The sequence below is a fragment of the Methylobacterium sp. EM32 genome, from assembly GCF_040593685.1.
In the GTDB taxonomy this organism is placed as follows: domain Bacteria; phylum Pseudomonadota; class Alphaproteobacteria; order Rhizobiales; family Beijerinckiaceae; genus Methylobacterium.
In genome coordinates, this window is sequence record NZ_JBEXZS010000166.1 from 102,720 (window position 1) to 118,130 (window position 15,411).

Sequence of the window (15,411 nt, forward strand, 5' to 3'; positions counted from 1 at the left end):
TGGCCGGAAACTCTTCCAACGGGCCGGATCCTGATCCGGCCCGTTCTTTCGTATTGGGCCTCCGTTTTCAGGGACGGCCAAGTCTAGCAGCCAAGTCTAACGGCGAAGTCCGGCGGATGTTCGATCGTCGAGGCTCCGGGCCCTCGCAACGACGGGAAGTCGTGCGCGACCAGCCCTCTTCCCCCCGCGACGTCTCTTCCCCCCTGCGACGCCTGGGCGCATCGGCCTGCGTCACACCGGCGGGTGCATCCAGAACTGGGCGATCAGGGCCGCGCCGAGGAACGTGCCGGCATTGGCCATGAACGACACCACCACGATGCGCCAGCCGAGGCGCCGGAACGCGGGAAAGTCCTTGGCGAGCGACAGGCCCGCGAAGGCGAGGATCGGGGTGGCGAGCGCCAGGAAGTTGATCCGGCCGGTCGCCGCCGCGATCTCGGCCGAAAACGGCGTCCCCGGATAGGTGAGCGCCATGCCGATCAGCGAGACCCACACCACCGCCGGCAGCCGCCGCCCGGCGAGGCGATAGAGCCCCTCGCCCGCGACCACCGCGGCGACGATGATCGCGGTCCCGATCAGGACCTGCCCGTCCGGCCGCGCGCCGTAGGTCAGCCAGTTGCCGACGAGGCCGAACGACGCGGTGGCGAGCCAGATCAGGACCAGGGCCGGCAGGCCGAAGGCCGGGGCGGCGTGCGCCGTCACCGCCGTTGCCGGCTCGGGCGCGGTCTCCGTCCGGCTGCGGCCCCGGCCGAGGACCGGTTCCAGCACGCCGTAGGCCCAGACCGTGAAGGGCAGCGACAGGAACAGGGTGAAGTAGGTGCCGATGGTGGTGGTGATGAGATTGCTCGCCGCCGCGAAGGTGGCGACCTCCTTCGCCATCTCGGGCGTCTGCTGCGCCGCGATGGCGCCGGCCGCCGCCGCCATCATGCTGCCGGAGCCGACGCCGGCGCCCATGGCGAGCGCCAGCGGATTGAAGATCCCGAGACTGGCGATCAGCCCGGCCAGCACCGCGATGAACACCGCCCCGAACACCGTGCCGGTGAGGTACTCGGCGAGCACGCCGCGGCCTTCCGGCGAGTCCATGCCGTAGCGCTCGCCGATGATGGCGAGGCTCGGCTCGCGCCCGACCGAGAAGGTGGCGCCGATCGCCTCGCGCTTGAGCCCGAGCAGCAAAGCCACCGGCAGGCCGAACACCATCGTGCCGAAGAAGTGGCCGAATTCCTGGAAGGCGAGGGCCCAGCCGGCGCCCAGGATCTTCGGCAGCGAGCCGCCGACGAGGAGGCCGAGCTTGGCGACGAAGAGCAGCAGGGCCGGCTGCAGGATCGCACCCGCCGCGTGCTGGAGCGACACCGGCAGCCGCAGGGCGGGTGGCAGGCGCGGCGCGGCGAGACCGAGGCCGCCGCCCATCAGCAGCGCCCAGAGCAGGGGCAGGAGGATGATCTTGCCGTGGCCGAGCGGGATGGCGACGTTGCCGATCGCCTCGGCCAGGGTCACCACCGCGAGGGCGAGGCCGAACAGGATCAGGATGCCGGTGCGGCCGGCCTGCGGAGCGGGATGGGATACGGGCGCGACGGCGGGATTGCCGGTCGCCAGGGTGGCGCTCGTCATCGAAAAACGTCTCCGGTGCGGGGCGGTCCGGGAGGGGCCGCCTCCCGGACCGGAGGGGTGTCAGGCGCCGACGCCGGGGGCGTAGCCGAACGAGGCGGCGGGGGCGGCCGCCGTCTCGACCCAGACGCTCTTGACCTGGGTGTATTCGTGCAGGGCCTCGACGCCGCTGGAGCGCCCGTAGCCGCTGCGCCCCGAGCCGCCGAAGGGCGAGGCGACGTGGATGGTCTTGTAGGCGTTGATCCAGAAGGTGCCGGCCCGCACCGCCGCCGCGACCCGGTGGGCGCGGCCGACGTCGCGGGTCCAGACCGCGCCGGCGAGGCCGAACTCGGAATCGTTGGCGATCGCGACCGCCTCGCCCTCCGTGTCGAACGGGATCACCGTCACCACCGGCCCGAAGATCTCGGTCCGGGCGCACTCCATCGTATTGTCGGCCTGCGCCAGGATCGTCGGGCGCACGTAGTAGCCGCCCTCTTGGTCGCCACCCTCTTGCGCCGTGCCGTCGCTGCCGGCGGCGAGCTGCGCGCCCTGGTCGAGGCCGCCGCGGATCATCGCCAGCACGTGGCGGTACTGGGTGGCGTTGTTGATCGGCCCGATCTCGGTCTGCGGGTCGAGAGGATCGCCGACGCGGATGCGGTTCGCGCCCTCCGTCAGCATGGCGACGAAGCGGTCGTAGACCGGGCGCTCGACGAGGAGCCGCGAGCCGGCGACGCAGGACTGGCCGGCACCGGCGAAAATCGCCGCTTGCGCGCCGAGGCAGGCCCGTTCCAGGTCGGCATCGGCGAAGACGATGTTGGCCGACTTGCCGCCGAGTTCGAGCACGCAGGGCTTGAGATGACGGGCCGCCGCCTCCGCGATCTTCGCGCCGGTCGCCGGCGAGCCGACGAAGACCACCTTCGCCACCGCACGCTCCGCCAAGGCCGCCTGCCCGGTGGTGTGGCCGTAGCCGGCGAGCACGTTGACGACGCCCGGAGGCAGCCCGGCCCGCTCGGCGAGCGCCGCCACGGCGAGCGAGGTCAGGGGGGTGAGCTCCGAGGGCTTGAGCAGCACTGCGTTGCCGGCGGCGAGCGCCGGGGCGAGCTGCCAGCCGCAGGTGAAGACCGGGGCGTTCCAGGGCGTGATCTGCAGCACCACGCCGACCGGTTCGCGGCGGGTGTAGTTGAGGTGGCTGGTGGGGACCGGGATCACCTCGCCGTGCAGCTTGTCGGCCCAGCCGGCATAATACTCGAACATCTCGGCGACCTTGGTCGCCTCGACGCGGCAATCGCGGATCGGCTTGCCGGCATTCAGCGCCTCGAGGCGGGCGAGGGGCTCGATCTCGGCGCGGATCGCCCGCGCGATCTCTTGCATCACCCGGCCGCGGGCGGCGCCCGTCAGCGCGGCCCAGCGGGCCTGGCCGGCGCTCGCGGCCGTCGCGGCCTCGGCCACCACGGAGGCGCCCGCATCCGGGTACTCGGCGAGGGTGAGGCCGGTGGCGGGATCGACGAGGTGCACCGGCTCGCCGGTGCCGGGGACGAGGCGTCCGTCCACCCAGGATCCGATGATGGTCGTCTCGGGGAAGAACGGGCGCAGGAGGGCGGCGAGCGCCTGCTTGCGGGTCTCGGTCATGACAGGTCTCCCGATCAGTTCAGCTGGAGCTTGACGATGGCGTTGAAGTCGGCGTCGTCCGGGATCCCGGTGCTGTCGCGCCACAGCCGGGCGGCCTCGCCCGAGAGCGGCAGGTCGAGGCCGAGCGCGCCGATCAGCGCTTCCGCGAGGCGCACGTCCTTGCGCATCAGCTTCATGGTGAAGCCGGAATCGAAGGCGCCGTTGAGCACCCAGGTCGGGAAGTTCACCTGCGTCACGCCGCTGCGGCCCGAACCCGCATTGATCCCGGCGAGCAGGCGCTCGGGATCGACGCCGGCCTCACCTGCCATGCGCACTGCTTCCGCCGCGGTGATCAGGTGGGCGGCGCAGAGCAGGTTGTTGGCGAGCTTGGTGACGTGGCCGGCGCCGACATCGCCGACATGGACCCGCGTCGCGCTCATGGCCGCCAGCACCGGCTCGGCCCGGGCCACCGCCCGGTCGCTGCCGCCGATCACCATGGTCAGCGTCGCGGCATGCGCGCCCTTCGGCCCGCCGCTCACCGGCGCGTCGATCAGATCGATGCCGGCGGGCGTGAGCGCCGCCGCGATGCGCCGGGTGACGGCCGGGTCCGAGGTCGAGGTGTCGATGATCAGGAGGCCGGGCTGGGCCCCGTGGAGCGGCCCGTCGGGCCCGAGCAGCACCGCCTCCACCACCTCTGGGGTCGGCAGCGACAGCACCACCGCGCCGCAGGCCCGCCAGACCGCAGAGTTTCCGTCGGCGATCTCGATGCCGTCCGCGGCGCAAGTCCCGCGGGCGGCGGGCGCCGGGTCGTAGCCCACCACGTCGAAGCCCCGCCGCCGCAGCGAGAGGGCCATGCCCCGGCCCATATTGCCCAAGCCGATGACGCCGATCGTCCGCATGTCCGATTGTCTCCCGGAAGCGACGCCGGGATCCGAGCCGCGGCGCCTTCTGGGAACGGGAGACTGGGGCAGGCCGGCGTTGAGCGGAACGACATTGGCCGGTATTTTGCGTTGCCTTGCCGGCAACGCACCCAGCGGGCGGAGGAAAAATCGATGCACAGCCTGGACGAGCGCTGCCTGCGCTACCTGGCGGAAGCGGTCGGCTGCGGCTCGGTCCGCGCGGCGGCCGACAAGCTCGACGTCAACGCCTCGGCGGTGAGCCGCCAGATCGCCCAGATGGAGGGACAGCTCGCCACGCCCTTGATCGAGCGCCACCGCCGCGGCGTGCGGGCGACGCCGGCCGGCTCGCTCCTCCTCGACTATTACCGGCGCCAGACCTCCGACCGGGAGGACATCCTGGCCAAGCTCACCGAGCTGAAGGGCCTGCGCCGCGGCCATATCGACGTCGTGCTGGGGGAGGGCTTCATCGGCGACCTGATGTCGGGCCTGCTCCAGGGCTTCTGGGCCCGCCACCCCGACCTGACCATGACCCTCGACCTCGCGGCGACCAACGACGTGGTGCGCCGGGTCGTCGAGGACGAGGCGCATCTCGGCCTCGTCTACAACCCGCCGCCCGAGCCGCGCCTGCGCACCCATTTGGCGATGCCCCACCCGATCCGGGTGCTGGTGCGCCGGGACCACCCGCTCGCCGGCCATCCCGGCCCGGTCCGCCTCGCGGATCTGGCCGGCCACCGCCTCGGCACGATGCACCCGGCCTACGGCATCCGGCAGATCATCGCGGCGGCGGAGCGGGCGGAGGGCGCGCGGTTAGAGCCGGCGCTCACCACCGGATCGATCGGCGTGCTCAAGCAGTTCGTCGCCTCCGGCGCCGGCGTGACGCTGCTGCCGGCCTTCTGCGCCGCGCAGGAGGTGGCCGACGGCATCCTGGTCGCCCTGCCGCTGGCCGATCCGGGCCTCACCGCCGTCGAAGCCCGGATCGTCACCCGCCTCGGCCGCCAGCTCGCGCCGGCAGCGGCGAAGCTCCTGCAGCACCTCGCCCGCGGGATGGCGGGGGAGGGGAAGGGCGCGGCGGGCTCCTGACCGGTCAAGGCCCCGCCCCAAACGCCTCCCGGAATTCCGGCAGGGCCAGCCGGTGCAGGAGGTCGCGCAGGAGGTCGGCCTGCCCGGGCCCGAACGCGGCGTCGAAGCGGTCCTGGGCCGCCCGCCACAGCGGCGCCGCCTCGGCGAGCTTGGCGGCGCCGGAGGGCGTCACGGCAATGCGCCGCGCCCGGCGGTCCTGCGGGTCCGGCACCACGCTGACGTAGCCGTCGCGGGTCAGGGGCTTCAGGGTATGGGCGAGCCCCGAGAGGTCCATCACCATCGCGTCGGCCAACTCGCCCATGGTCGGGGTGCCGAGGCGGCGGATCGTGCCGAGCAGGCCGAACTGCGTCGTGCGCAGTCCGCTCGGCGCCAGGGCGTCGTCGTAGAGCTGCCCGACGCTGCGCGTCGCCCGGCGCAGGGCCGCGTTGCTGCAACGGGTCGGTGGAATCGTCACGCAATCCTCCGGGCCCGGTCGGCGCGGGGCCGCCCTCAGATATGCGTCCTTCGCCGCCCCGCCGCAATGCGGCCCCCGATGCGGGTCATGGCCCGCGCCGATGGTCGCGCAAGGGTGGAGACGAGGGACCCGCCTCCGCTATATGGGCGGCAGGGATGAGGCGGAGGCGCGCGAGACCGCGCGGCGCCGGTGCGGATGGGAGAGGAATGGCGGATCCCGGAGACGGCGCGGACCTCGTCGCGGAGAATGCGCGGTTGCGCGCCGCCCTGGCGGCGGCGGAGCAGGCGCGGGTCGAGGCCGAGGCGGCCACCGCGGCGGCCTTGAACGAGGCGGCTCTGGCACGGGCCGGACGGTCCCGGGACGGGAGCGGCGTCCTGATGGATCCGCGCCTGCACGCCGCCTTCGACATCGAGACCGTCGGGGCGATCGTCTTCGACATGGCCGGCCGGGTGCGGGAGGCCAACGACACCTTCCTGGCGATGAGCGGCTACAGCCGCGAGGATCTGGTGCAAGGCCGGCTCACCGGCGCCACTCTGGTGCCGCCGGAATGGCAGGCGACGTCCCGGCGCGTCATCGCCGACCTGCAGGCGCGGGGCCGCTCGGACTCGACCGAGCGGGAATACCTGCGCCAGGACGGCTCGCGGTTCTGGGGCCTGTGCGCGGCGACACGCCTCTCGGACGGCACCGGCTTCGAGTTCATCATCGACATCACCGGCCGGCGCGAGGCCGAAGAGGCCCTGCGGCGCAGCGAGGCGCGCTACCGCACCCTGTTCGAGGCGATCGATGCCGGCTTCTGCGTCATCGCCCTACGTTTCGGCGCGGGGGACAGGGCCGAGGATTACCGCTTCCTGGAGGTGAACCCGGCCTTCGCGCGCCAGACCGGCCTCGACGACGCGGCCGGGCGCTGGATGCGCGACCTCGCCCCGGATCACGAGCAGCACTGGTTCGACCTCTACGGCCGGGTGGCGCTGACCGGCGAGCCGGTGCGCTTCGTCCAGCCGGCGCAGGCGCTCGGCGAGCGCTGGTACGAGGTCTACGCCTTCCGGGTCGATCCGCCGGAGGCCCGCCACGTCGCGATCCTGTTCAACGACATCACCGCCCGGCGCCGGCTCGAGGACGCATTGCGCGGCCTCAACGAGACCCTGGAGCGCCAGGTCGCGGCCCGCACCGCCGAGCGCGACCGGATCTGGCAGGTGAGCCGCGACATGCTGGGCGTCGCCGATGCCGACGGCGTCTGGCTCAGCGTCAACCCGGCCTGGACGGCGATCCTCGGCTGGGAGCCCGGGGAAGTGGTGGGGCGCACCTCCGCCTGGCTCGAACACCCGGACGACCAGGACCGCACCCGGTCCGAGATCCGCCACCTCGGCACCGGCGAGCCGACCACCTCGTTCGAGAACCGGTTCCGCACCCGGGACGGGGGCTACCGCACCCTGTCCTGGCGGGCGGTGCCGTTCGAGGGCAACCTGTACTGCGTCGCCCGCGACGTCACCGAGCAGCGCGAGCGGGCGCAGCGCCTGCTCCAGGCCGAGGAGGCCCTGCGGCAGTCGCAGAAGATGGAGGCGGTGGGCCAGCTCACCGGCGGCGTGGCGCACGACTTCAACAACCTGCTCACCATCATCCGCTCGTCGGTGGATTTCCTGCGCCGGCCCGAGCTGCCGGAGGCGCGCAAACGCCGCTACCTCGACGCGGTCTCCGATACGGTCGACCGCGCCGCCAAGCTCACCGGCCAGCTCCTCGCCTTCGCCCGCCGCCAGGCCCTCGCGCCGGAGGTGTTCGACGTCGTCGCCCGGCTCCAGGGCGTCGCCGACATGCTCGACACGGTCACCGGCGCGCGCATCCGCGTGGTGACGGAAGGGCCCGACCGGCCGTGCTTCGTGCGCGCCGATCTGAGCCAGTTCGAGACCGCGCTGATCAACATGGCGGTCAATGCCCGCGACGCCATGGAGGGGGAGGGCACCCTGACCCTCGCCGTCGCCTGCGGGGCGGAGAAGCCCGAGATCCGCGGCCACGCCGCCGCCAAGGGCCCCTTCGCGGCGATCGCGCTCACCGATACCGGCACCGGCATGATTCCGGCGGTGATCGAGAAGATCTTCGAGCCGTTCTTCACCACCAAGGAGGTCGGCAAGGGGACGGGCCTCGGCCTGAGCCAGGTGTTCGGCTTCGCCAAGCAGTCCGGCGGCGACGTCGACGTGACGAGCCGCTTGGGCGCGGGCTCCACCTTCATCCTCTACCTGCCCGAGGTGGCGGCCCCCACCGAGGCCGACCGGCCGGCGCCGGTGGACGAGGGCCTGGCGCCGGCCCGGGCCGGCCAGCGGGTGCTCCTCGTCGAGGACAATGTCGGGGTCGGCCGTTTCGCCGCGCAGATCCTCAACGACCTCGGCTACGTCGCCACCTGGGTCACCAGCGCCGAGGCCGCCCTCGACGTGCTGGCGCAGGACGCCGCCTACGACGCGGTGTTCTCCGACGTGGTGATGCCCGGCATGGGCGGCATCGAGCTCGGCAAGACCTTGCGCCGGCGCCATCCCGGCCTGCCGGTGATCCTCACCTCCGGCTACAGCCACGTGCTGGCGCAGGAGGGGTCGCACGGTTTCCCGCTGCTGAACAAGCCGTACTCGGCCGAGCAGCTCTCGCGCATGCTGGCGGGCGCGATCGGGCCGCGGCGGCGCGACGCGGCGGCGGCGACTCAGGAGAGGCGCCCGGCGAAGCTCTTCCGATAGGCCGCCGGGCTGGTGCCGAGGCGGCTGCGGAAATGGTGGCGCAGGCCGGACGGGCTGCGGAAGCCGCTCGCCTCGGCGATCTCGGCGAGGGATACAGGCTCCGGCCGCTCCAGCATCTCCCGGGCGAGGCGCAGCCGCTCGGCGATGATCCACTCCCCCGGCGGCAGGCCGGTCGCGGCGATGAACCGGCGCTGGAAGGTGCGCAGACTCATGCCCGCGAGGCGGGCCATGGCGGCGAGCGGCCGGTCCTCGTGCAGGCCGGCCCGCATCGCCTCGATCGCCGGCCCGAGCCGCGCCGCCTCGTGCGCGCGCGCAGGACCGGCGCCTCGATGAACTGGGCCTAGCCGCCCTCCCGGTGCGGCGGCACGACGAGGTGGCGCGCCACCCTGTTGGCGAGGTCTGGCCCGAAATCGCCGCGCACGACGTGGGGGCACAGGTCGATGCCGGCGGCTGCGCGGCCCCGGAATGACGACGAAGGATTTCAGGCCCGTCGGATTTTGTGTTGATGCTATCGGTCCGGAACGGGCCGGACACCTCTCGCATCCGGCCCGTCCCCCGCCTCACCCCGCCACGAAGGCCCGCAGCACCGCCTCCCCCGCCTCGCGGGTGGTCGCCGTGCCCTTGAGGTCGCGGGTGCGGGACGCCGGCTCGCGGAGCGCCGTCTCGATCGCCGCCACGATGGCGGTCGCCGCCTCGACCTCCCCGAGATGCTCCAGCATCATCGCGGCGGTCCAGATCTGGCCGACTGGATTGGCGATGCCCTGGCCCGCGATGTCCGGCGCCGAGCCGTGGACCGGCTCGAACAGCGACGGGAAGCGACCCTCCGGGTTGATGTTGGCCGAGGGCGCGATGCCGATCGTGCCGGTGCAGGCCGGCCCGAGATCCGACAGGATGTCGCCGAACAGGTTCGAGCCCACCACCACGTCGAACCGGTCGGGGTTCAGCACGAAGTGCGCCGTCAGGATGTCGATGTGGTACTTGTCGCGCCGGACCTCCGGATAGCGCTCGCCCATCGCCTCGACGCGCTGGTCCCAGTACGGCATCGTGATGGCGATGCCGTTCGACTTGGTGGCCGAGGTCAGGTGCTTCTTCGGCCGGGACTGGGCGAGGTCGAAGGCGAATTTGAGGATCCGGTCGACGCCGTGGCGGCTCATCACCGTTTCCTGGATCACGATCTCCCGCTCGGTGCCCGGATACATCGTGCCGCCGACGGAGGAATACTCGCCCTCGGTGTTCTCGCGCACGACGTAGAAGTCGATGTCGCCGGGTTCGCGGCCGGCGAGCGGGCAGGGTACGCCCGGCATCAGCCGGACCGGGCGCAGGTTGACGTACTGGTCGAACTCGCGCCGGAACTGCAGCAGCGAGCCCCAGAGCGAGACGTGGTCCGGCACGGTGGCCGGCCAGCCGACGGCGCCGAAGAAGATCGCGTCGGTCGGGGTGAGCAGGTCCTTCCAGTTCGCCGGCAGCATCGTGCCGTGCTCGGCGTAGTAATCGCAGGAGCCGAAGGCGTGGTGCTGCAGGTCGAGGCGGAAGCCGAATTTCTCCGCGGCGGCCTCGAGGACGCGGACGCCCTCCGGCACCACCTCCTTGCCGATGCCGTCGCCGGGGATCACCGCGATGCGGTAGTGGCGGTTCTTGCCGGTCATGTCCGAGAGCCTTCTCACGCCAAAGCGGCGCGCACGTCGGCGACGTCGAGGACGTCGTTCAGCGTCTGCTCGAAGCGGGCGAGCAGGGTGTCGATGTCCGCATCCGTGCAGCAGAGCGGCGGCGCGAAGCCGACGATGTCGTCGGCGAAGGCGCGGAAGATCACGCCGTTCTTGTAGCCGAACCGGGCGAGGTGGCCCGAGATGCCGAGATCCGGCGACGGCTTCGAGCGCTTCGCCTTGTCCGTGACGAGCTCGATGCCGGCCAGCAGGCCCCGCACCCGCACGTCGCCGACGAGGGGATGGTCGGCCAGCCGCTGCAGGCCCGCGGTGAAGCGGGCGCCGGCGCGGCGGCCGTTCTCCAGGAGGCCGCCCTCGGTGTAGAGCCGTAAGCACTCGAGGCCGACCGCGGCGCTGACCGGATGGGCCGAGTAGGTGAAGCCGTGGCCGATCGGCTTGCCCGCCGGGGCATGATCCGCGATGGCGCGGTAGATCCGGTCCGACATCAGTACCGCGCCCATCGGGCTGTAGCCCGAGGTGAGGCCCTTGGCGGTGGTCATCAGGTCCGGCACCACGCCGTCATGCTCGCAGCCGAAGAGCGGGCCGGTGCGGCCGAAGCCGGTAATGACCTCGTCGGCGACGAACAGGATGTCGAGCTCGCGCGCCGCATCGCGCATCGCCTTCAGCCAGCCGTCCGGCGGCACGATCACGCCGCCCGAGCCCTGGATCGGTTCGGCGAAGAAGGCCGCGACGTTGTCCGCGCCCAGTTCCTCGACCTTGGCCTTCAGCGCCGCCACCGAGGCGGCGATCACCGCTTCGTCCGAGTCGCCGGCCGGGTTGCGGTAGGGATAGGGCGAGGGGATGTGGTGCTGGAGCTGCGTCGGCGCGTCGAAGCCGTCATGGAAGGCGGGGATCGCGGTGAGCCCGGCGCCGACGGTCGAGGAGCCGTGATAGCCCCGCTCCAGGGCGATCATGTGCTTCTTCGTCGGCCGGCCGGTGACATTGTAGTAGTAGCGGATGAACCGCACCGCCGAATCGACCGCGTCCGAGCCGCCCAGCGTGAAGTAGACGTGGTTGAGGTCGCCGGGCGCCAGCTCGGCGAGGCGGGCGGCGAGCCGGATCGCCGGCTCGCTCGAGAAGTGGAAGTAGCCGGTGGCGTAGGGCAGCCGCCGCATCTGCTCGGCGGCCGCCTCGACGATCGAGTCGTGGCCGTACCCGACATTGACGCACCACAGGCCCGAGAATCCGTCGAGCAGGGTGTGGCCCTCGGCATCGGTGAGATAGGCGCCTTGCGCCGATTGCAGCACCGTGGCGCCGCGCGCCTCGTGACCCTTCCACGAGATCACCGGGTGGATAAGGTGGTCGCGGTCGAGCTCGATCAAGGAATTGGGGCGCATGGGGCAGGCTCCGGGCGGCGAGGCCCCGACCATGCGCGGAGGCCGGCGGGATATTTTGCCGATCTGGCCCCGCCGCACCGCGCGGGGTGCGGGTTTGGCGGGGCGAGGCGGCAGAAATGACGGGCGGGTCGGGATCTCGTCCGCTCCGGGCAGGCGGCGCGGACGGCGTTGCGCGGTCTGACCGATCTCCCTCCTCGACGCGCCGGCCCGCGCTCCTCATATTGTCGTGACGGTGAACGAGTCGCCCTCCGACCGATGAGAGATTTGCCCCGATGACCGGCTCCGCTGGTCCGACGACCACCGATCTGCAGGAGCAGCTGGCGCGCATCGAGCGGATGAACGCCGAGACCCGCAAATTCGTCGAGGAGGGGCTGAAGCTGTCCGCCGAGGCCCGCAAGCTGGCACGCGATGCGACGATCGCCCCGTATACCGCCATCTTCGCGGCCTTCACGGCCGGCGCCGCCGTGGTGGGAGCTGTCGTGACGCTCGTGAAGATCCTTGGGCCGTGATCCTCCTCACCTGACCGCGGGCCGATTGCTCTCCAAGTCGGAGCGCCGGCCGGATCGGCGTGGCCGGAATTGTCACCTGGCAACTCGTCCCGAACCTTACCTCCAGAGCGATGACGGTTTCCTGCCGCGCCGGGCGTCTCCCGCCGCAGGTTCTGCCGCTGCAGCCTCGGGTTCGGCCGGAGCGCGCTTGCCCGTCCGGGCTATGATTCGTCGAAGCCGCCCGAGAGCCCCGATGACCGACGCCGCCGCCCTCCTCTCCGACCTCGTCGCGTTCCCCTCCGTCTGCCGCACGCCGAACGGCGCGATCGTCGAGTGGGTGCGCACGTACCTCGCCCGCCACGGCGTCGAGGCTCGCGTCCTGCCGGGGCCGGAGGGCGACCGCGCCAACCTGTTCGCCACGATCGGACCGCGCGACGTGCCGGGCATCGTCCTGTCGGGCCATCTCGACGTGGTGCCGGCCGGCGAGGGCTGGAGCGGAGACCCCTTCGCCCTGCGGGCGATCGGGGACCGCCTGGTCGGGCGCGGCGCCGTGGACATGAAGGGCTTCGTCGCCTGCCTGCTGGCGCTGGTGCCCGAGATGGTGCGGGCAAGGCTCGCCCGCCCGGTCCACCTCGCCCTGTCCTACGACGAGGAGGTCGGCTGCGTCGGCGTCCGCCACATGATCGCGCGGCTGCCGGAACTCTGCGCGCCGCCCGAGGCCTGCATCGTCGGCGAGCCTTCCGAGATGCGCCCGGTCCTGCGCCACAAGGGCAAGGTGGCGGGGCGCCTCACCGTGCGCGGCCGGGCCGGCCATTCCTCGCGGCCGGACCTCGCCGACAACGCGGTGCATCTCGCCGCCGACATCGTCGGGCTGGTGCGCAGCCTGCACGAGGGTTTTGCCCGGCAGGGGCCGTTCCACCCGCTGTTCGAACCGGCCGCCTCGACGCTCCAGGTCGGAATCATCGCCGGCGGCACCGGGGTCAACGTCGTGCCCGACACCTGCCGGGTCGAGTGGGAGGCCCGCGCGGTGCCGGGCACCGACCCGATGACGATCCACGACGCGCTCCAGGCCGGTGTCAATGATCTCGTGGCACCGCTCCGCGCGGCCGGGCGCGCGGTCGCGGTCGAGAGCGAGGTGCTGTCGCTCTACCCCGCCCTCGACCTGCCCGACGACGCGCCCTTGCGCGGGCTTGCCGAGGAATGGTCCGGCCGGGAGGCCCTGGGGGCGGTGAGCTACGGCACCGAGGCCGGGCTGTTCCAGGCCGCCGGCATCCCGTCGATCATCTGCGGGCCCGGCCGCATCGCCGAGGCGCACCGGCCCGACGAGTCGATCGGGCGCGCCGATCTGGAGGAATGCTGCGCGATGCTGCGCCGCGTCATCGCACATCAAAGTCAAAAATAGTCGAACCGGACCAGTTTGCGGGCGTTGTCGGGTCCAGGATCTAGCGAATTCGGGATCCGACAGGAGAGCAGCATGCGTTCGATTCTCGCAGGACTCGCCGCCGGGCTTCTCGTCGCCGGCGCGGCGTCGGCCCAGACCGCCGCCCCCTCCACGGCCCCCGGCACCATGCAGACGGGACCTGCCACCACCGGCACCGTGGCACCGATGCAGAACAACACCGGCGGCGGCGCCGGCGGCGTGATTGCGCCCGGGCCGACCGGCGCTTCGACCATCACCAACAACTCGGCCGCCGGCGGCAATGCCGGCCAGCCCGAGCGGGCGGTGCCGCAGGGCAGCGGCAACAGCGGCGGCGGCAAGTAAGGCAAGCGAAGGCAAGCGGCCGGGGTGGGGATGGAGCGTGCCGCGCGCCGTTCCCGCCTTGGCAACCGGCCGCGGCCTCGACAGTTTGAAGGCAACGATCCCCGGAGCGATCCGGGCCGGCCCCTTCATGCTGCCGAGGTCGCCCCATGGCCAGGACCGTGAGCAAATCCACCAACAAGAAATCCACTGTCGCGACGACCAAGTCGACGTCGGCCGGAAAACCCGCGAAGAAGCCCGGGCGGATGACGGCCGCACGCTCCGCCGGGGAGATCGCCGCCGAGGGGCACGCGATGTCCCTCGTGTTCCTGGCAGTCCTCGCCGACGAGCTCGCCGAGAAGATCCGGTCCGGGACCCTGGCGCCCACGCTTCCGGACCTGACGCTCGACGTCGTCACTCTGGACGGCGCGCCCGAGGCCCTATTCGATCTCCTAGAGGCGGAGGGCGGCAAGACGCGGCGCAACGAGGAGCGCTGCACCGCCCTGCTGATGCTGATCGGTGGCGCTCTCGGCGAACTCCGGATGGCGGTCGAGGCCGAACGGGGCGGCCAGGCCGCGCTGACCCTCATGGGGCTGCTCGAACGCCTCGTCGAGGCGGCCGAGGAGAGCGTGCTGCCCCCCGACCTGCTCCTGGGGCTCGCCCAGCAATTCCACGCGGCGCGGCTGCCGCTGCCGGACGAGGTGCGCGACCTGATCGTCGCGGCGGCGCGCGCGCCGATCGAGGGCGTGCCGGTCCCGACCCCGGAGACGATCGCCGACGATTTCGCGCAACTGGCCGAGGCCATGGATCATGACCCGTTCCTGATCCACGAGCAGCTCGGCGAGCAGTTCGCGCTCTTCCCCGACGACATCCGCCGGACGGCGATCGGCGCCCTGATCGATTCGGACGTGCCGGCGATGGGCGAGGCCGCCCTCGGCTGGCTCCTCGATTCGAACCCGGACGTCGCCCGGGCGGTGGCCGAGCGTCTGGCCGCCGCGGCGGGACGCGGCCGCGTCTCGGCGGCGAGCGCCGACCGGCTGGTGCGGATGCGGCCCTGGCTGCCGGAACCGGTGCAGGAGCCGGTCGCGGCGGCGATCGCGGCCTGCCGCGAGCGGGGGGCGGGCCCGCGGCCCGCCGAGGCCGCCGGGCCGGCGCGCTCGGTCCGGTTCATCGCCACCGGCGTGGATGGCGGCGGAGCGCAGAGCGTCTTCGCCCTCGTCGACGGCGCCGAGGGGCACGTCTTCGCGGCCCTGCTGATGAAGCACGGCCACGGCCTGCGCGAGACCGTGCTGCAGGACGATGTCGGCCCCGAGGGCTCCGCCCAGTTCCTCGACGGGGTCGCGCGGAACATCGACTGCTTCGACACCTCGCCCGGCTTCGTCCGCGACCTGATCGCCCACGGCCTCGCCAGCGGCCTGGCGGCGGGCGAGCCGCCGCCCTTCGACCTTCTCCGCTTCCTCGACCTCGTCGGCCTGCCGCCGATCGCGCCGGCGCGCCTGGAGCCGCAGGCGATCGTGGCGCAGCTCCTCGACGGGCTGCCGGAGGAGCGCCGCTCGGACGGCGCCACGAAGGCGGCGCTTGCCGCGTCGGGCACCTGGGCGAAGGCCTACCATTTCCCGGAGAGCTGGTTCGAGCCGGACACGCTCAAGGTCACGGTCACCACCCTCACCGCCGGCCGCAAGCGTCAGGGCGCGGTGCTGTCGCAGATCGTGGAGCCGCAGCGGGCCTATTTCGGCGAGCTGCTCGCCTGGATCGCCAAGGCCGCGCAGGGTGGGGCGGAGATTGGCGGGGCCTTGGCGATCCAGG

12 protein-coding genes and 1 pseudogene are annotated in these 15,411 nt (G+C 72.5%); 6 read left to right on the forward strand and 7 right to left on the reverse strand.

The window, feature by feature from the left end:
- Positions 1–231: 231 nt before the first annotated feature.
- Genes ABZT49_RS21775 through ABZT49_RS21785 form a run of 3 tightly spaced genes read right to left on the reverse strand, consistent with a single transcriptional unit; the run spans position 232 to position 4,088 of the window.
- On the reverse strand, positions 232–1,605 hold the full coding sequence (locus ABZT49_RS21775; RefSeq protein WP_355288884.1) for a DUF3100 domain-containing protein: 1,374 nt from the start codon (positions 1,603–1,605) through the stop codon (positions 232–234).
- A gap of 60 nt (positions 1,606–1,665) precedes the next feature.
- Positions 1,666–3,210: an aldehyde dehydrogenase family protein gene (locus ABZT49_RS21780; RefSeq protein ID WP_355288886.1), complete on the reverse strand. Its 1,545-nt coding sequence runs from the start codon at positions 3,208–3,210 to the stop codon at positions 1,666–1,668.
- Positions 3,211–3,224: 14 nt separating this feature from the next.
- The gene (locus ABZT49_RS21785; RefSeq protein ID WP_407943545.1) at positions 3,225–4,088 is read right to left on the reverse strand and encodes an NAD(P)-dependent oxidoreductase; all 864 of its coding nucleotides are present in this window, start codon (positions 4,086–4,088) and stop codon (positions 3,225–3,227) included.
- Positions 4,089–4,241: 153 nt separating this feature from the next.
- Between ABZT49_RS21785 and ABZT49_RS21790 the strand changes: the two genes are divergently transcribed.
- Positions 4,242–5,168, forward strand: coding sequence for a LysR family transcriptional regulator (locus tag ABZT49_RS21790; RefSeq protein WP_355288888.1), 927 nt, complete (start codon positions 4,242–4,244; stop codon positions 5,166–5,168).
- A 4-nt stretch (positions 5,169–5,172) separates the two neighbouring features.
- Here ABZT49_RS21790 and ABZT49_RS21795 read toward each other — a convergent pair whose 3' ends face one another.
- Entirely contained in the window at positions 5,173–5,622 is a 450-nt protein-coding gene (locus ABZT49_RS21795) for a MarR family winged helix-turn-helix transcriptional regulator (RefSeq protein ID WP_355288890.1), read from the reverse strand.
- Between the two features lie 206 nt (positions 5,623–5,828).
- Between ABZT49_RS21795 and ABZT49_RS21800 the strand changes: the two genes are divergently transcribed.
- A complete protein-coding gene (locus ABZT49_RS21800) occupies positions 5,829–8,339 on the forward strand; it encodes a PAS domain S-box protein (RefSeq protein ID WP_355288892.1) in 2,511 nt (836 codons plus the stop codon).
- Here the strand turns inward: ABZT49_RS21800 and ABZT49_RS21805 are convergent.
- The 3 genes and pseudogenes from ABZT49_RS21805 to ABZT49_RS21815 all read right to left on the reverse strand — a co-directional run.
- Positions 8,306–8,793, reverse strand: a pseudogene (locus tag ABZT49_RS21805) (helix-turn-helix domain-containing protein); the annotation flags it as partial. The gene ABZT49_RS21800 and the pseudogene ABZT49_RS21805 sit on opposite strands and share 34 nt — an antisense overlap.
- Positions 8,794–8,899: 106 nt before the next feature.
- The gene (locus ABZT49_RS21810; RefSeq protein WP_355288894.1) at positions 8,900–9,985 is read right to left on the reverse strand and encodes a tartrate dehydrogenase; all 1,086 of its coding nucleotides are present in this window, start codon (positions 9,983–9,985) and stop codon (positions 8,900–8,902) included.
- A gap of 14 nt (positions 9,986–9,999) precedes the next feature.
- Positions 10,000–11,379 carry an aspartate aminotransferase family protein gene (locus ABZT49_RS21815; RefSeq protein WP_355288896.1) on the reverse strand — a complete coding sequence of 460 codons (1,380 nt, stop codon included), beginning with the start codon at positions 11,377–11,379 and terminating at the stop codon, positions 10,000–10,002.
- 272 nt (positions 11,380–11,651) lie between these two features.
- Here ABZT49_RS21815 and ABZT49_RS21820 point away from each other — a divergent pair, with 272 nt between their 5' ends.
- From ABZT49_RS21820 to ABZT49_RS21835, 4 genes are all read left to right on the forward strand, one after another.
- A complete protein-coding gene (locus tag ABZT49_RS21820) occupies positions 11,652–11,888 on the forward strand; it encodes a hypothetical protein (protein WP_355288898.1) in 237 nt (78 codons plus the stop codon).
- 232 nt (positions 11,889–12,120) lie between these two features.
- On the forward strand, positions 12,121–13,269 hold the full coding sequence (gene argE, locus ABZT49_RS21825; protein ID WP_355288899.1) for an acetylornithine deacetylase: 1,149 nt from the start codon (positions 12,121–12,123) through the stop codon (positions 13,267–13,269).
- Between the two features lie 72 nt (positions 13,270–13,341).
- A complete protein-coding gene (locus ABZT49_RS21830) occupies positions 13,342–13,629 on the forward strand; it encodes a hypothetical protein (RefSeq protein WP_355288901.1) in 288 nt (95 codons plus the stop codon).
- Positions 13,630–13,871: 242 nt separating this feature from the next.
- Positions 13,872–15,411 (forward strand): hypothetical protein (locus ABZT49_RS21835; RefSeq protein ID WP_355288903.1); only part of this gene is annotated, 1,540 nt, incomplete at its 3' end.